The sequence below is a fragment of the Ornithinimicrobium sp. genome, assembly GCF_035267225.1.
Taxonomy (GTDB): Bacteria; Actinomycetota; Actinomycetes; order Actinomycetales; family Dermatophilaceae; genus Ornithinicoccus.
In genome coordinates, this window is record NZ_DATFMA010000052.1 from 46,478 (window position 1) to 63,665 (window position 17,188).

Annotated in this window: 14 protein-coding genes; 9 read left to right on the top strand and 5 right to left on the bottom strand. The window is 70.1% G+C overall.

The features are described from left to right. Positions 1 to 48 precede the first annotated feature (48 nt). The 4 genes from VJ976_RS04025 to VJ976_RS04040 all read left to right on the top strand — a co-directional run bounded on the left by VJ976_RS04025 (position 49) and on the right by VJ976_RS04040 (position 5,091). Positions 49 to 651 (top strand): biotin transporter BioY, encoded by a 603-nt coding sequence (locus tag VJ976_RS04025; RefSeq protein ID WP_324098825.1) that lies wholly within the window; start codon positions 49 to 51, stop codon positions 649 to 651. Positions 652 to 736: 85 nt separating this feature from the next. After that, positions 737 to 2,848, top strand: coding sequence for an MMPL family transporter (locus tag VJ976_RS04030; RefSeq protein ID WP_324098826.1), 2,112 nt, complete (start codon positions 737 to 739; stop codon positions 2,846 to 2,848). Positions 2,849 to 2,860: 12 nt separating this feature from the next. Then, on the top strand, positions 2,861 to 3,793 hold the full coding sequence (locus VJ976_RS04035) for an oxygenase MpaB family protein (protein WP_324098827.1): 933 nt from the start codon (positions 2,861 to 2,863) through the stop codon (positions 3,791 to 3,793). Beyond that, positions 3,793 to 5,091: an NAD(P)/FAD-dependent oxidoreductase gene (locus VJ976_RS04040; protein ID WP_324098828.1), complete on the top strand. Its 1,299-nt coding sequence runs from the start codon at positions 3,793 to 3,795 to the stop codon at positions 5,089 to 5,091. The genes VJ976_RS04035 and VJ976_RS04040 overlap by 1 nt, the downstream gene beginning before the upstream one ends. On the opposite strand, the gene VJ976_RS04045 is transcribed toward VJ976_RS04040, so the two are convergent. From VJ976_RS04045 to VJ976_RS04055, 3 genes are read right to left on the bottom strand one after another with little or no spacing between them, the layout of a single operon-like run. Beyond that, positions 5,036 to 6,523 carry a DUF2867 domain-containing protein gene (locus VJ976_RS04045; protein WP_324098829.1) on the bottom strand — a complete coding sequence of 496 codons (1,488 nt, stop codon included), beginning with the start codon at positions 6,521 to 6,523 and terminating at the stop codon, positions 5,036 to 5,038. The genes VJ976_RS04040 and VJ976_RS04045 overlap by 56 nt on opposite strands. Positions 6,524 to 6,544: 21 nt before the next feature. Beyond that, positions 6,545 to 7,339, bottom strand: a complete 795-nt coding sequence (locus VJ976_RS04050) for a type II CAAX endopeptidase family protein (protein WP_324098830.1) — start codon at positions 7,337 to 7,339, stop codon at positions 6,545 to 6,547. 9 nt (positions 7,340 to 7,348) lie between these two features. Beyond that, a complete protein-coding gene (locus VJ976_RS04055; RefSeq protein WP_324098831.1) occupies positions 7,349 to 7,894 on the bottom strand; it encodes a DNA starvation/stationary phase protection protein in 546 nt (181 codons plus the stop codon). 97 nt (positions 7,895 to 7,991) lie between these two features. Between VJ976_RS04055 and VJ976_RS04060 the strand changes: the two genes are divergently transcribed. From VJ976_RS04060 to VJ976_RS04075, 4 genes are all read left to right on the top strand, one after another. After that, positions 7,992 to 8,543 (top strand): DUF427 domain-containing protein, encoded by a 552-nt coding sequence (locus tag VJ976_RS04060; protein WP_324098832.1) that lies wholly within the window; start codon positions 7,992 to 7,994, stop codon positions 8,541 to 8,543. Between the two features lie 7 nt (positions 8,544 to 8,550). Next, positions 8,551 to 10,056, top strand: coding sequence for a cryptochrome/photolyase family protein (locus VJ976_RS04065; protein WP_324098833.1), 1,506 nt, complete (start codon positions 8,551 to 8,553; stop codon positions 10,054 to 10,056). 289 nt (positions 10,057 to 10,345) lie between these two features. Beyond that, complete coding sequence (locus tag VJ976_RS04070) at positions 10,346 to 11,713, top strand: deoxyribodipyrimidine photo-lyase (protein ID WP_324098834.1); 1,368 nt, start codon at positions 10,346 to 10,348, stop codon at positions 11,711 to 11,713. 542 nt (positions 11,714 to 12,255) lie between these two features. Further along, entirely contained in the window at positions 12,256 to 13,176 is a 921-nt protein-coding gene (locus VJ976_RS04075) for a CapA family protein (RefSeq protein WP_324098835.1), read from the top strand. Between the two features lie 100 nt (positions 13,177 to 13,276). Here VJ976_RS04075 and VJ976_RS04080 read toward each other — a convergent pair whose 3' ends face one another. Continuing rightward, positions 13,277 to 14,485: a M20 family metallopeptidase gene (locus VJ976_RS04080; RefSeq protein ID WP_324098836.1), complete on the bottom strand. Its 1,209-nt coding sequence runs from the start codon at positions 14,483 to 14,485 to the stop codon at positions 13,277 to 13,279. 26 nt (positions 14,486 to 14,511) lie between these two features. After that, positions 14,512 to 15,891 carry an MFS transporter gene (locus VJ976_RS04085; protein ID WP_324098837.1) on the bottom strand — a complete coding sequence of 460 codons (1,380 nt, stop codon included), beginning with the start codon at positions 15,889 to 15,891 and terminating at the stop codon, positions 14,512 to 14,514. Between the two features lie 54 nt (positions 15,892 to 15,945). On the opposite strand from VJ976_RS04085, the gene VJ976_RS04090 reads away from it, so the two are divergent. After that, the gene (locus tag VJ976_RS04090) at positions 15,946 to 17,187 is read left to right on the top strand and encodes an MFS transporter (RefSeq protein ID WP_324098838.1); all 1,242 of its coding nucleotides are present in this window, start codon (positions 15,946 to 15,948) and stop codon (positions 17,185 to 17,187) included. Position 17,188 lies beyond the last annotated feature (1 nt).

The following is a 17,188-nucleotide window of genomic DNA, read 5'->3' on the forward strand; positions in this document are numbered from 1 at the left end:
GCCGCACCCTCTGGCCCGCCCACCCTCCGCCCCTCAGGAGCCGCACTCGTGAGTACCGCAGCCGTTGCCCACCCCTCCGTTCTCGTCGACCGGCTGATCTCGCGGAGCCTGACGACCGATATCGCGCTGGTACTGACGGGTGCGGTCGTGGTGGGGGCCCTTGCCCAGGTGAGCATCCCCATGTTCCCGGTGCCCATCACCGGTCAGACCCTGGCGGTGCTGCTGGTGGGTGGCAGTCTCGGGATGCGCCGTGGCGCGACCTCGCTGTTCACCTACCTGGTCGCCGGGGTCGCCGGGGTGCCGTGGTTCGCCGACTTCACCGGGGGGCCGGCGGCGCTGCTCAAGCCGTCCTTCGGCTACATCATCGGCTTCGTCTTCGCCGCCGCCCTGGTCGGCTGGCTGGCCGAGCGCACCTGGGACCGCCGTCCGGTGCTGGCGATGGCCGGGTTTCTTCTCGCCTCCCTGGTGCCCTTCCTGTTCGGCCTGCCTTACCTGGCCATGGTGACCGGGACCAGCGACCCGGCCCTGGTCCTGGAGTACGGGTTCACCCCGTTCATCCTCGGCGGCGTGGTCAAGGCCGGTATCGCGGCCGTGGTCTTCCCCCTGGCGTGGAGCCTGGTGCGCAGGGCTGACTCACACAAGCACGGGTGACCGGTCCCCGGCGCGGGTCGGGGCAGGCCATCGTCGTGCCGTTCGCCCACCCAACGAACTCTTTCGATTGTCGTAATATTCTGCCGTGCTGAAGCTCGCCGACACGATCACCTCCCGCGTCTCGTCGCGCGTCGTCGCGGTGGTGGCGATCCTGTTGGCGGTCGGCGTCCTGGTCGGGGTCGGTCCCGGCGAGCGGTCACCGTCGCCGACCGACACCCTGGCGCAGGGCTACGGCAACACCGAGGGGGTGGAGCTCCTCGACCAGCTGCCGGCCGACGACACCACCACCGCCATCGCACTGTTCACGGTCCAGGACGAGGACATCACCGCCCGGCTCGGAACGCTGCAGCAGGTCGTCGACAGCCTGACGACCACGCAGGGAGAGGAGTACCCCTCCGCCCAGGTCGTCCCGTCGGACGACGGCACCGCCGCGATCGCGGTGCTCACCGTGCCCTCGGCCACTGCCACGGACACCTCCGCCGAGGTCACCGCCCTGCGCGACACCCTCGACGAGGAGGCCCCGGAGGCGGTGACCGCCGCGGTGACCGGACCCGCCGCGATCGAGGCCGACCTCGCTGCCGTCTTCGAGGGCGCGAACTTCACGCTCCTGCTCACCACGGCCTCCGTGGTGGCCGTTCTGCTGCTCGTCACCTACCGCAGCCCCACCCTGTGGCTGATTCCGCTGACGGTCATCGGCCTGGGCGACGTGTTCGCCTCCACCGCGGCCACCCGTGTGCTCGAGGTCGCGGGTGTGCCGTGGGACGAGTCGACCACGGGCATCCTGTCCGTCCTCGTCTTCGGGGCCGGCACCGACTATGCGCTGCTGCTCATCTCGCGGTACCGCGACGAGCTCAAGCGGCACGAGAGCCGGCACGAGGCCATGGCCTTGGCGCTTCGACGCACCTCCGAAGCGGTCTTCGCCAGCTCATCGACCGTGTTCCTCGGTCTGCTGACCCTGCTGTTGTCAGTCTTCCCCACCACGCGGGGTCTGGGCCTGGCGTGTGCGGTCGGCATCGTGATCGCGGCCGGGTTCGCGCTGGTCCTACTGCCGGCCGTGCTGGTCCAGTTCGGTCGGTGGGTGTTCTGGCCGCTCGTGCCCCGGGTGGGGCAGGCCGCCCTGGCCGACGGCACCTCCATCTGGAAGCGGGTCGGCAACGCCGTCGACAAGCGCCCGCCCCTGTTCATCGCCGCGACGGTGGTGGTGCTGGCCCTGGCGGCTGCCGGCGCCACGCGGATCGACCTCGGGCTGCCCACGAACGAACAGTTCCTCCAGGAGCCCGAGGCCATCAGCGCCGCCGAGCGTCTGGGGGAGTCGTTTCCGGCGGGGAGCGCAGACCCCACGACCATCGTCACCGACACGACCGACGAGCAACGGCTGGGCCAGATCCAGAGCGCGGTCGAGAGCGTCGACGTGGTGGAGTCGGTGCGTCCGGGCCAACAGGAGGCAGGGATCACGACCTTCCAGGCCGTGCTCTCCGTGGCACCGAGCACCAGCGGGGGTGAGCAGGCGGTGAAGGACCTGCGCAGCGCACTGGAGGACCAGCCGCGGACGTACGTGACCGGCGCCGATGCCGAGGCGCTCGACACCGACGAGGGAACGGCGCGCGACCGGGTGCTCATCCTTCCGCTGATCCTCGGTCTCGTGTTGGTGGCCTTGTTCGGGCTGCTGCGCTCGTTCCTCGCCCCGGTCATCCTCGTGTCGACCGTGCTGTTGACCTACCTGTCCGCCCTGGGCATCTCCTGGCTGCTCTTCACCACCGTCTTCGGCTTCAGCGGGCTCGACTCCGGGGTCCCGCTGCTGGCGTTCCTGTTCCTGGTGGCGCTGGGCGTCGACTACAACATCTTCCTCATTACCCGTGCGCTCGAGGAGAGTGCCGTAGTCGGCGCCCGGGACGGGATCCTCCGCGGGCTGGCGGCCACCGGCGGGGTCATCACCAGTGCGGGCATCCTGCTGGCCGCCGTCTTCGCCGCACTGGGCGTCCTCCCGCTGGTGGTGCTGGCTCAGCTGGGGGTGGTCATCTTCGTCGGGGTGCTCATCGATACCCTGGTGGTCAGGACGGTGTTGGTGCCGGCCATCGTGCTGACCCTGGGCGAGACCTTCTACTGGCCTCGACGGCTGCGGCGGGGCAAGCACACCGAAGAAGCCGTCCGGGACGCCGACGATGAGCACGACGAGGTCCGCCCGGCACAGAGATGAAGGAGCTCGATCGTGGTGACCGATGCCATGCGCCATCAGGTGCGACGGGCCAGCGGATCGGTCCAGGTCATGATCGGTCAGGCTTTGCGGGCCAAGGTGGCCGGCGAGGATGCCCCCCATCGGGCCCAGCGCATCTGGGGAGCGGAGGGCGAGCGCTGGTTCACCCGCGAGGACCCGGTCTGGCGAGTGCATGCCGATGCCGCCATGTTCCCCGCCGGGGTCACCGCCCTGCTCATGCAGATGCTGCACCCGATGGCGATGGCGGGAGTGGCCGGCCACAGCGGCTACAAGGGCGACCCGTGGGGACGGTTGCAACGCACCAGCAACTACCTGGCCACCACGACTTTCGGGACCGTGACCGATGCCGAGGAGATGATCGCCCACGTCCGCAGCATCCACGCGCGGGTGCGTGGCCGTGACGCTCACGGGCGGCCCTACCGCGCGAGCGACCCGCACCTGCTCATGTGGGTGCACATCGCGGAGATCGACGCCTTTCTGCGGGGCTTTCAGGCCTACGCCGCCGCGCCGCTGACCGACGCCGAGGCTGACACCTACGTCCGGCAGGCCGCGGTGTCCGCACGCCGGCTCGGTGTGGTCGAGCCGCCCCAGACCGTCGCGGAGCTGCGAGCCGAGCTGGAGTCGTTCCGTCCCGAGATGGAGACCACGCCCGCCGCGCGCGAGGCGGCGCGGTTCCTGCTTCTCTCCCCGCCCCTGCCGTGGGCCGCCCGGCCGGGCTATGGCGCTCTGGCCGCGGGCGGAGTGGCTCTGCTGCCCGTGTGGGCGCGCGAGATGCTGGGCCTGCCTCTGCCCGAGGTCGTGGCCCGCTGGGTGGCGCACCCGCTGGGTCAGGTCGGGACCTCCACCGTGCGGTGGGCGATGGCCGGGCTCGAACGCACCCGAGCCGCCGAGATCGCACCGGGCGCCGCGGAGCAAGAGGCCTCCTGATGAGCCAGGAGGTGGTGCGGCCCTCGCACACCGACCACGCCCGAGGGGGCTTCGACGCCCAGGTCATCGTGGTCGGCGCCGGTATGTCCGGGCTCATGTGTGCCACCGTGCTCGAGTCGGCCGGGGTGGAGGTGCAGGTACTCGAAGCCGCCCCGGATGTCGGGGGCAGAATCACCACCGACGAGGTCGACGGCTTCCTGATGGACCGTGGCTTCCAGGTGCTCAACCCCGCCTACCCGGCGGTCCAGGAGCACATCGACCTGACCGCACTCGGCATGCAGACCCTCGGCGCAGGCGTGGGGGTGCTGCGGGAGGACGGTCGTCGCGTCGTGCTGGCGGACCCGCTACGCGAGCCGGGGCACCTGCGCGACACCGTGACCAGCGGCTATCTGGCCCCCGCAGAGCTTCTCGCGCTGGCGCGCTGGGCGGGCCCCAGCCTGGGGCCGGTCGCGAACCTGACCCGTGGCCGGGATCTGCGACGGGGAGCCGCGATGGACCGTGCGGGCCTGACCGGCCCGTTGCGTCGCGTCGTCGACGGATTCCTGTCCGGAACGGTGCTGGAGGACGACGGCAGCACCTCGAACTCCTTCATCCGACTCCTGCTGCGTATGTTCGCCCTGGGCTCGCCCGGCCTTCCCCGACGCGGGATGCAGGCCCTGCCTCAGCAGCTGGCCGACGGTCTCGCCCGGCCGGTCCGGACCGGGGCCCGGGTCGACCAGGTGCGTGACCTGGGCTCCGGGGCCGCCGTCGCGGTGGAGGGCAGCACGGCGCAGGCCGACCTCGTGGTGGTGGCGACGTCCGCCCCGGTCGCCGAGGAGCTTGTCGGCGTCCCGGTACCGGTGAGCAAGGGCGTCGTCACCGACTGGTTCACCATGGACGAGGCGCCGAGCCACCTGCCGATGCTGATCGTGGACGGACGCACCGCAGCCGGACCGATCAAGAACACCGCGGTCATCAGCGCGGGGGCTCCGTCCTACGCCCCCGCCGGACGGCCGCTGGTGCAGACGTCGGTCCTGCTGCCCGCCGGATCCCGCTCGCTCCCTCTCACCGATGTGCTGCGGCACGCGGGCGAGCTGTACGGCGTGGCGACGGACCGGTGGCAGCACGTGCATCGCCACGAGGTGCGGCATGCTCTGCCGGCCCAGCCACCGCCCCTGGCCACGAGGAAGCCGCTGCAGATCAGCGAGCGGGTGATCGTCTGCGGAGACCACCGCGACACCGCGTCGATCCAGGGGGCGATGGTCAGTGGGAAGCGGGCCGCGCAAGGCTACCTGCGGCGGCATCCTCAGCGGCCCTGACCAGCCCGCGGTGCATGGCGGCGAACGTCGGCTTGTGCCCCGCCCACAGTCCGCCCCAGTAGGTCAGGCCGGGAAGCCCGGCGGGGGTGAACTCGGCCTGCTGAGTGAGCACCGACTGCTGGGGCCGGGAGCCGGACTCGACCGACAGGATCATCCGCGCCACTCCGGGGGCCTTCATCCGCGAGCGCAGCCACACGCTCTCCCCGGGCCGCACCAGCTCCACCACCCACGAGTCGACCTTCATTCCCTCGTGCAGCGGCCCTGGCTCGCGGCGGGCGACGTGGCCCTGGCCCCCCGCGGCTCGGTCCATGAGGCCACGCACGCGCCACAGGAAGTCCGGGACGTGCCAGCCGTGCTCACCGCCGAGCTGCTCGATCTGGCTCCAGACCTGTTCGGGGGAGGCGTCGACGGTGGAGCGATGCTCGTCGATGAAGACGGTCATCCCCGCCCACTGCGGGTCGGCGGCGCTGATGCGGCCCGGGTTCTCGGCGTCGACGTCGGGCCGTAGCGCGATCGGCTGAGGGCCGTCGAGCGCGCGCCTGATCGCTTCGTCGAAGCTGACGAACCCTCCCTCGGGATCAGGGATGTAGGTGGCGATGTCGTGCTCCTTGCAGATGACCTCGTGCACCAGCGAGCCCACGAGGGGCTTGGCGATGCCGGAGGGGACCGGGGTGACCAGGCCGATCCAGTGGCTGGCCAGGCCGGGCGTCATCACCGGCAGCGTGCGGACCCGCCGCTTGGCCAGCCGGGAGACGGCGGCGTACCGGTCGATCATGTCCTTGTAGGTCAGCACCTCGTTCGCACCGATGTCGAATCCGCGGTTCACCTCGCTCGGGAGCTCTGCTGCCTTGACCAGGTAGCGCAGCACGTCCTGGATGGCGATCGGCTGGATCCGCGTCGAGAGCCATTTCGGGGCGATCATGATGGGCAAGCGGTCGGTGAGGTGGCGCAGCATCTCGAACGAGGCCGAGCCCGCTCCGAGGATGACCGCCGCGCGGAGCACGGCGGTGGGCACCGCGGAGTCGAGGAAGACGTCCTCGACCTCCTTGCGGGAGCCCAAGTGGGTGGAGAGCTTCTCCCCGGGTGGGTAGAGGCCGCTGAGGTACACAATGCGCCGCACCCCCTGGGTCTCGGCGCATTGCGCGAAGGACTTCGCCAGGTTGCGGTCGCGCTCGACGAAGTCGCCGGAGCCGTCCATCGAGTGGATGAGGTAGTACGCGACCTCCACCCCGGACATCGCCGAGCGCAGATCCTCCTCGTCGTCGGCGTTCCCTTCGGAGATCTCGACCTCGTCGTGCCATGGTCGGGACTCGACCTTCTCGGCGGTCCGGGTCAGGACCCGCACGGTCCACCCCTGCGCCAGCAGGGCGGGGACCAGTCGGGATCCGATGTACCCGGTGGCACCGGTCACGAGAGCGCGTCGTTCAGCCACAGAGGCTCCTTGGTTGGTGGTTCATGACATCGGGGTGAGGGCCATCAGCAACGGCGGCAGAATGAACAACATGGACATCGACCACACCAGGTGGGTGATGATCGGGCCGAGAACCCCGCCGGTGACGCGTCGCTGGAGCCCTACCATCGTGCCGAGGACGACGGCGGCGAAGACCAGCATGAGGTTGCCAGTGCTGATGGTCACCAGGCCGTAGAGGGCGGTGGAGATCTCCACCGGGTGTTTGCGCCCGATCGCCGCGAAGGCGGCCCCGCGGAAGAACAGCTCCTCGGCCAGCCCGTTGATCAGGGTGATGCTGGCCACGAGGGCGATCGGGGCGGCGCGAGCGTAGTCGAGGACGTCGTTCACCGGATCGCGCAGAAAGGCGAACTGGGCGACGATCACCGCTCCCAGGCAGAAGACGGTGACGGCGAAGACGCCGAGCAGGAACGGCTGGAGCACCGGGCGAGCGTGCCGTTCGCCCATTCGCGTGTGGGCCCACCCCAGGTGCAGCGGGCCGGAGGCGAACGCCCCCACCGTCCAGACGCCGGCCAGGGCCGCCGTGGCGATGTAGAAGCTGATGTCACCCGGCTCCCGGGTCAGCCCGTAGCCCAAGAGGAACGAGCCCGCGAACAGCGTGCAGAGGACCACGATCCGCCGCCGGCGGAACTGGGCGTCGGTCTGCGAGTGGTCCCGGGGGACGGGCGTGACCAGCGCGGCGCGCAGAAACCGCAGAAGCTCCTTGGGGCTGTTGCTCGGCCGGTCGGGCAGCATGTCCTGCTCGGTGTCGGGCTCCTGTCCCGGTGGCGGCGCGGTCATCGGGGTGCCCTAGCGAGCGTCCGCGGCGGCGTTGGCCTCGGAGGTCGCACCCGCGTGCGTCAGCTGACCCCCGATGTCCTCCAGATGGGCGCGGATGAACCACTGGAACTTCTCCAGCTCCGCGGTGTGGCCGATCAGGATGTCCTCGGTGACCGGATCCAGGTCGCCGAGGAGGGCGATGGCCTTGCGGTGGTCGGTGAGCAGACCGACGTAGACCAGGTCCAGCGCGGCCAGGTGGGCCAGCACACCGTCCCGCCCGATCGAGTAGTCGTCCCAGGTACGGTCGGCTTCGATGGCTCCGGTGGTGCCCTGCGGTGAGCCACCCATCGTGGCGATGCGTTCGGCCACCTCGTCGGCGTAGCCGCGCACCAGATCGACCTGGGGGTCGAGCATCTCGTGGACGGCGATGAAGTGCGGGCCGACCACGTTCCAGTGCACGTGCTTCAGGGTCAGGTGCAGGTCGTTGTAGGCCGACAAGCGGTTCTGCAGGAGGCCGACGACGGTGCCGCTCTGCTCGTGGTCCAACCCCGGCACGGTGTAGGTGATCTCGGCCATGGCCCTGTCTGCTCCCTCTCCGGGTCGACGTATGGTGGTGGGTCCGACGGTACTCCCCGGTGCCGACGTCGATCATGGGACCCCTTGAGCGCCGCAGATGTGGAGGGACCTCGTGGCTGAGCAGCCAGTGCCGCCCCCGGAGTCGGTGTGGGACTACCCACGCCCGCCCGACGTCGTGCCCAGCGCCGAGCTGGTCGAGGTCCATCACGCCGGCCGGTGCATCGCGAGCACCTCGAGGAGCCTGCGAGTGCGGGAGACCTCGCATCCACCGACCTACTACCTCCCGGCACAGGCGTTCTCCCCGGGGGTGCTTCGTGCGGTTCCGGGTACGACGTTCTGTGAGTTCAAAGGCGTCGCGCACTACTTCGACCTCGTGGTCATCGAGTCCGGTGACGGTAGGACGGTCGGGCCGGCCGAGCGCGCTGCCGGCTCGGAGCGGGTCGCCGCCCGAGCCGCCTGGCACTACCCCCGGACGACGCCCGGCTTCGAGGCGCTACGTGGCCATGTCGCGGTGATGTCGGGAGCCGTAGACGCCTGCTACGTCGACGGCGAGCGCGTCCAGCCTCAGGACGGCTCGTTCTACGGCGGGTGGATCACCTCCCGCGTCGCCGGTCCGTTCAAGGGAGCGCCCGGGACGCGCGGGTGGTGAGGCGCTGATGTCGCCTGCCGGTCACGTGCGGCTGGTGTTCCCGCATCAGCTCTTCCTCGAGCACCTCGAGGCGCCCCGGGGCACGGTGTTCGTGCTGGTCGAGGACGACCTGTTCTTCCGGCAGTACTCCTTCCACGCCCAGAAGCTCATCCTGCACCGCGCCTCCATGCGGCGTTTCGCGGCTCGGCTCGGGGACGCGGGCTTCGGCGTCCACGTCGTCGAGAGCGACGCGGAGCGCTCAAGTGGCCAGCGGTGGCAGGAGCTGGTGGCCGAGCTGGATCCGCAGCGGGTCACGCTGTTCGACCCGGTCGACGACTGGCTCTCCCGGCGGACTCGCGCGATCCTCGATCGGCTGCGGCGACGCACGACCACGCGCTTGGAGTTCACCGTCGGCGAGGACGTGCTGGAGTCGCCGAACTTCCTCACCACCCGGGCCGAGCTGCGCCAGTGGTTCGCCGAGAACTCGGCGCGCATGCAGCACTTTTACTCCTGGCAGCGCCAGCGCCTCGGTATCCTTGTCGACGGGGACCAGCCGGTCGGCGGTCAGTGGTCGTTCGACACCGAGAACCGCAAGAAGCTGCCGAAGGAGCACCCTGTGCCGGCGGTGAGCCTCCCCGGACGCGCGCAGGAGGTCACCGACGCGATCGCCTGGGTGAAGCAGGAGTTCCCGGATGCTCCTGGCGAGCCCGACGCCTTCGCCTGGCCGACCTGCCACGAGGAGGCAGAAGAGGCATTCGGGCAGTTCCTCGACGAGCGGTTCGCCGAGTTCGGCCCGTACGAGGACGCCATGAGCACCGAGCACCGGTTCGTCTTCCACGCCGTCCTCACCCCCGGGCTCAACATCGGGCTGGTCGACCCTCGCTCGGTGGTGGACCAGGCGCTGGCCGCCGCGGAGGAGCAGGACATCGCCTTGGCCTCGCTCGAAGGGTTCGTGCGTCAGGTCATCGGCTGGCGGGAGTACATGCGCGCCACCTACGTCCTGTGGGGCGCGCAGATGCGCACGTCCAACGCGCTGGAGCACTCTCGCTCGCTGGCGCCAGGGTGGTGGCACACCGACGTGGGCCTGCCCCCGGTGGACCACGTCCTGCGCTCGGTGGAGCAGACGGCGTACGCGCACCACATCGAGAGGCTCATGGTCTTCGGCAACCTCATGTGCCTGCTGCGGACCGATCCGACCGCCGTCTACGAGTGGTTCATGGAGATGTTCATCGACGCCTACGACTGGGTGATGGTGCCGAACGTCTACGGCATGAGCCAGTTCGCTGCCGGCGAGGCGATCACCACCAAGCCCTACGTCTCCGGGAGCAACTACCTGCGCAAGATGTCCGACTTCGGCTCCGGCGAGTGGACCGCCTCCTGGGACGGGCTCTACTGGAGCTTCGTGGCCGACCACCGGGAGGTTTTCGAGGCGAACTTCCGCTCACGCATGATGACCCGCATGTGGGACGGGATGGACGAGGACAAGCAGGCCGAGCACCGTCGTCAGGCTGACCGCTGGCTCGGTTCCCGGTAGCGTCCCGGCCCCCCGAACGATGTCGGACCGCAGACCCCGTACCCTGGGACGTTGGTGGGCAGGCAGGGTCGACCATGCTGGTCTAGGCATGCCGGTGTCCCTGCCGGTTGTCGACCCTGCCTGCCGCGTGCTCCAGCGACCGGTACGTGTCGCGAGCGGGTTCATCGTCGCACAGCAAGGGCCGAACACGAAACCCGGATCGCCTGTGTCGCAGAAAAAGAGGCTCATCCGTAACAATGGCCGCACATCCGCCCGCGGGCCCGTCGGCGGGGACGCCTAGTCTGGCCGCATGCCTACCGCGATGCTGTGGCTGCGGCGCGACCTGCGTCTGCACGACCTGCCGGCTCTGACGGCGGCCTGGAAGGCCGCTGACGGGGGAAGAGTGCTCCCGGTGTTCGTGCTCGACCCCGATCTGCTCGAACAGTCGGACGTGCGCACCCACTGCCTGCTGTCGGCGCTGGAGGAGGCACAGCAGGCCTACGAGGGGGCGATCGTGCTGCGCCGCGGCAAGCCGGCCGAGGTGCTCCCGACGTTGGTGCAGGAGTCGGGTGCGCAGTCGGTGCACATCTCCGCCGAGTCGACGCCCTACGGCCGCCGTCGCGACGAGCAGGTCAGCGACGCCCTGGGTCAGGTGCCCCTGGTGGCGACCGGATCGGCCTACGCGGTGGGACCGGGCACGATCTTCAACGGCTCAGGGGAGCCCTACAAGGTGTTCACGCCGTTCTCGAACGCCTGGCGCGACCACGGCTGGCCCGACCCGGCCCAGCCACCGTCCGACGTGCGCTGGCACCGGCAGGTCTCCTCCGAGCCGATGCCGGGAAAGCCGGAGCTCGTCGACGGGGTGGAGCTGCCGGCGGTGGGGGAGCAGGCGGCCCTGGAGCGCTGGCACGACTTTCTCGACGGAGGTGTCGGTGAGTACGACGACGAGCGGGACCGGCCCGACCACGACGGAACGAGCCAGCTGTCGGTGCAGCTGAAGTACGGCACGATCCATCCGAGGACCCTGCTGGCGGACCTCAAGGGACGCCGCGGCAAGGGGGTGTACGGGTTCGCCACCGAGATCGCCTGGCGCGAGTTCTACGCCGACGTGCTCTGGCACAACCCCAGCTCCGCGTGGCAGGACCTCAAGCCCCAGCTGTCGGCGATGGTCTATGACGACCCGGACACCGACGACCAGGTGGCGCAGATGGTGCAGGCCTGGCGTGAGGGGAGGACCGGTTACCCGTTCGTGGACGCGGGGATGCGCCAGCTGCTGGCCGAGGGGTGGATGCACAACCGGGTGCGGATGGTCACCGCGAGCTTCCTGTGCAAGCACCTGCACGTGTGGTGGCCGCACGGAGCACGGCACTTCCTGCGGCACCTTCGCGACGGTGACATCGCCTCGAACAACCACGGTTGGCAGTGGGTGGCGGGGACAGGCACGGACGCCGCCCCGTACTTTCGCATCTTCAACCCCACCACGCAGGGGCAGCGGTTCGACCCGAGCGGTGACTACGTGCGCCGTTATGTGCCCGAGCTACGTCATCTGAGCGGCAAGTCGGTGCACGAGCCGTGGAAAGCCGACGACGGCTACGAGCACGGCTATCCGGAGCGGGTCGTGGACCACAAAGAGGCGCGTTCCGAGGCGTTGGCGCGTTACGAGCAGTCCCGCTCCTGACTACACGCCGGCAGCTCGGCCTGTGCGTGCCCACACGGCGTAGGTCGCCCGGCGCTGCCGTGCCCCGACCCCACACCGCTCGGGTATGAGAGCAGAACGGACGGTGTGGCTCGAGCCACTCGACTGGGCGCACCAATGAGAGGACTGAGTACGAGTACGCCGAAAGGTGTGGCGGTTCTTCAATCGCGGCGCAAAAAGGCGCATACCAAGCCGTAAGAATCCGGGCAAGGCTTTAGGCTTCTGTTCATATGGCAATCCGGCCGTTGGTGCGATCACCATTGACGACATCTTTGGTGGTGATGACGGTGGTGGCCGCGGGGTGCACTGCCTTCTCGACCGGCCGAACATCCATGCCGACCCCGAGTGCCGAATCGGCCCAGTCCGGGCCCAGCGCAGCCGGCGAAACCGCGGCACACTGGCCCCCCGAGCGATCGACGGCTCCGTCCTCCACCTCGAAGGGCCCGGACCTCGCCCCGAAGACCGGCCCCGAACCCGAACCCGAACCCGAACCTGACCCGGAACCTGAACCCGACCCCGAACCCGTGGAGATCGCCTTCGTCGGCGACATCATGCTGGACCGCAACGTCGGGGCGCGCATCGACCGGGACGGCCCGAGGGCGGTCCTGAAGAGCGTGCGAGGCGTGCTGCGTGAGGCCGACCTCACGGTGGGCAACCTCGAGACCCCCTTGGGCACCACCGGCACCAGAGCGCCGAAACGGTTCACCTTCCTGTCCGACCCTGAGACGGTCGAGGTGCTGACCGATGGAGGCTTCGACCTGGTGTCTCTGGCCAACAACCACATCCTGGACTACGGGCCCACGGCCCTCCGTAGCACGACCGACATCCTGGACCAGGCCGGGATCGCTCACGTAGGGGTCGGGGAGAACAGTCGCCAGGCTCATGCCCCGACCACGATCGAGGTGGGGGGCCAGCGCATCGCCTTCTTGGCCTACCTGAACATGCCGGTAGAGCGTTCGGGCTTCGACAGCAGGTCGTGGACCGCTGGCCCCGACTCACCGGGGGTGGCCTGGGGTGAGCCGGACCGGGTCGCTGAGGATGTGACCGCGGCCAGCGCACGAGCAGACCAGGTCATCGTGCTGCTGCACAGTGGCTGGGAGAAGACCGAGACCTTGAGCCCCGAGCAGCAGGCGCTGGGCCGGGCCGCTCTGCGAGCGGGGGCCACCGCCGTTGTCGGAGCGCATCCGCATCGCCTGCAGGCCCACGGGTACGCGGATCGCTCCTTCGTGGCGTGGAGTCTCGGCAACTTCGTCTTCGACTACCCGGACGGGACCCCAGAGACAGCCAGCGCCGTGCTCCACCTGACCCTCGAGGTCAGCGGTGTGAACGAGGCCCGCTGGACACCGGTGCGCATCGTGAACGGCTATCCCCGTGCCCAGGATCCGGACACGGACGGAGCCCAGATCATGCAGACCATCGAGCGGCTCGCGGTCACCGACAGGTGAACTCTGCGGCGAGGTGTCCCCCCACCGGGCCTCGCGTCGTGGCAGCTGCCGCGAGGGACCCTGGATGGTCGCAGCGGCGGAGGGCGACGCTGGCCCGGGACTACTCCTGTTGCGCGCGACGGAGGGCGACGCTGGCGAGCCAGGCGGCGGCATCCGGGAGCACCGAGTCGTCGAACGCCGCCCGCGAGGAGTGGTTGTCCTGCGCGTCGGCGACGTCGCCGGTGGCGTGAGCGCCCAGCCAGAAGAAGGCGCCGGGCACCTGCTGCAGCACGTACGACATGTCCTCCGAGCCCATCAACGGCACCTCCGCCTCCTCGTAGCGCTCCTCACCGAAGAGGTCGACGCAGACCTGACGGCCGAGCTCGTACTCGGCCTCGTCGTTGACGGTCGCCGGATAGCCCTCGCTGTAGGCGACCGCGGCGGTCATCCCGTGAGCGGCGCTGACTCCGGCGGCGACGCGCTCGACCGCGGCGCAGGCGACCTGGCGCACCTCAGGAGAGAACGTCCGCAAGGTGGCCGCCAGCTCGGCGGTGTCCGGGATGATGTTCTCCTTCGTCCCGGCGGTGACTCGGCCTACCGTCAGCACGACCGACTCGAAGGCGTCGAACGTGCGGGTCACCATGGTCTGCAGGGCCAGCACGATCTCGCAGGCGACCGGCACCGGGTCGGCTGCACGATGAGGCGTGGACCCGTGGCCGCCGCGGCCGGTCACGGTGATCGTGATGGTGTCGACCGCGGCCATCAAGCGTCCCGGCCTGGCCGACCACTGCCCCCGCTCCAGCCGTGACGAGAACACGTGCAGCGCGTACGCCCCGTCGACCGGGCGCCCCGCCGCGTCCAGCACCCCCTCGGCGAGCATCGGCTCCGCGCCGCCGGGCCCCTCCTCGCCGGGCTGGAACATGAACACGACGTCGCCGGCCAGCTCGTCGCGGTGGGCGTGCAGCAGGCGGGCCGCGCCGATCAGTGCAGTGGTGTGCAGGTCGTGGCCGCAGGCGTGCATCGCTCCGGGTCGCTGGGAGGCGTAGGGGAGGTCGACCTCCTCGGCAACCGGCAGGGCGTCCATGTCGCCACGCAGCAGCACCACGGGCCCAGGTGGGTCGGAGGACCCGCCCTGCCCGCGCAGCACCGCGACCACCGAGGACAACGCGGCGCCGGTAGCCACCTCCAGGTCAAGACCCTCGAGCTCGGCCAGCACGCGCGCCTGGGTCTTCGGCAGGTCCAGGCCTACCTCGGGGATCCGGTGCAGGTCACGCCGCAGCGCCTGCAGCTCACCTGCCATCGAGCGGGCCCGGTCGAGGAGAGAAGACATGGGCACAGTCTCGCTGGCCGGCGCGGTTACGCCGAGACGCCTCGCAGTGTCGGCCGCTCCATCGTGCGCCAGGAGACGAGCGCCGTCGCCAAGGTCAGACCTCCGGTGAGGACGAACACCGGCCAGTAGGTGCCGGTGAACACGAACAAGGGCGTGCACACGGCGATGGCGAGGGTCCCGCCCAGCATCTGGATGCTGAGGTTCAGGCCACTGGCCTGGCCTTGCTTGTCGGCCGACACGGCGCCCATCACCATGGGCCGGGTCGTCACCGCGATGAACGGCATCACGGCGCCCCAGGCGATGAGCACGGTGACGATGAGCACCTGGCTGCGCAGCACCGTGGCCACCCCGATGAGCACCAGCGTCGTGGCCGTGAGGATGAGCGCCAGGGTGACCGGTGCCCGGGCGCGTCCGGCGTCGCGGACCCTGCCGGCGAGCCGAGAGGTGGCCAGCGTGGGCAGGATGGCGACGCTGAGGACCAGGCCCGCCTCGATGGGCCCCATCCCCGCGACGTGCTGCAGGTACAGCGCCATGAAGACGAAGACGATCATCTTCTCGAACTGGAACATCGCGAAGACCACATTGCCCCCGGCGAACGGGGGGATCGACAGCAGGTCGAGCTCGATCAGGGGGTCGGAGCGACGGAGCTCTGTCATCACGAAAACCGCGAGCAGCACGCTGCCTCCCATCAGGGAGCCGAGGACCCGCACCGAGCCCCACCCCCAGTCGGTGGCTTCCATGAGGGCGACGGTGATGCCGGTCAGGCCGATCGTCAGGGCAAGCAGGCCGGGGTAGTCGAACCGTGGCAGCGCGCGCAGGCGGGTGCCGCCCGGTCCCGGCGCCTCCGGGGGAAGGAGCAGCAGGAGGATGCCCGCCGTGATGGCCACTACCGGCAGGTTGACGAAGAAGATCCACCGCCAGGAGACCAGCTCGGAGAACACCCCGCCCACCAAGGGCCCCGCAGCCATGAAGCAGGCCGCGATGGTGGACTGGACGCCGAAGGCGAAGCCGCGGCGCTCCGGCGGGAAGGCGGAGGACACGATGGCCATCGACGCCGGGAAGGTCACCGCAGCCCCCACGCCCTGCAGTGCGCGGCCCGCGACGAGCCACCCGCCGGTCGGTGCGGCACCGGCCACCAGAGATCCCAGCGCGAAGAGGCAGGCGCCGGCGGGAAAAACGCTGCGCCTGCCGAGCAGGTCACCAAGCCTGCCTCCCGTGGCCAGGAAGCAGCTGAAGGTGAGCAGGTAGGCGTTCACGACCCAGTGGCTGGCCAGGGTGGACATGCCGAGGTCGGAGCGCATCGTCGGAAGGGCGACGCCGACCACGGTCTCGTCGAGCACCACGAGTCCGAGCACGGTGCTGGCCGAGATGAGGACCCACCAGGGGCGGTTGAGGTCGGTGATCACCGATCCGCTCCTCTCATGGGGAAGACTCTGAGGCCCTATGACGATGAAACACCCATGACCACCCCTGTGTCCCGCCCCCCGACGCTCGCTGCCGAGAGCGCGGACGCGACGACGATCCGCCTGGCCAGCATCGCACTGGTCGTCGGCGGCTTCGGCATCGGCGTGACCGAGTTCGTCACCATGGGCCTGCTGCCGCAGATCGCCCGCGGCATCGGCGTCGACATCCCGACCGCGGGACACACCATCTCCGCGTACGCCCTGGGCGTGGTCCTCGGCGCGCCGTTGCTGTCCATCCTGGGCGCGAAGGCGCCGCGCCGGGCCATGTTGCTCGGCCTGATGTCGGCCTTCGCCGTCGGCAACGCCCTCGCCGCGATGGCGCCGAACTACGAGACGTTGATGCTGGCCCGGTTCGTCTCCGGCGTCCCCCACGGCGCCTTCTTCGGCATGGCCTCGCTGGTCGCGGTGAGCCTGGCCCCCACGGGCCGCAGCGGTCGGGCTGTCGGGCGGATCATGCTCGGCATCCCGCTGGCGAACATCGTCGGCGTCCCGGCGGTGACCTGGCTCGGCCAGCTCTACGGCTGGCGCACCGCGTACTGGGTCGTGGCCGGCGTCGGGGTGCTGACGGTCGTGCTGGTGCGCCGCTGGGTGCCGCGCACCGACGCCGACCCCGAGCAGAACTGGCACCGTGAGCTGCAGGCCTTCCGCAGCGCCCAGGTATGGCTGACGATCGGTGTCGGTGCCGTCGGTTTCGGCGGGATGTTCGCGATGTACTCCTACATCGCCCCGACGGTCACCGAGGTCACCGGTCGGCCGGAGAGCTGGGTGCCGGTGTTCCTGCTCGCCTTCGGTCTCGGCTCGATCGTCGGCACCTGGCTCGGCGGCGTGCTCGCGGACTGGTCGGTGCTGCGGTCTCTGGCCATCAACGGTGCGATCATGACCCTGCTGCTGCTGGCGTTCTCGGTGACCGCCCAGTGGACCGTGCCCGCCATGCTCACGGTGTTCGCGGTGTCTGTGGTCACCGGCGCGTGGGTCATCGGGCTGCAGATGCGGCTGATGAGCGTCGCCGGGGCGGCGCGCAACCTGGGCGCCGCGATGAACCACGCGTCGCTGAACTTCGCCAACGCCACGGGCGCGTTCCTCGGCGGATCGGTCATCGCCGCGGGGTACGGCTACCGCGCTCCGAGCGTCGTCGGCGCGGCGCTCGCCCTCGGTGGCCTGCTCCTACTGGCCTGCTCCGTCGCCGTGCACCGGCGCGACACCGCGCTCGAGCTGGGCGCCGTCGACCCCGCGCAGTGAG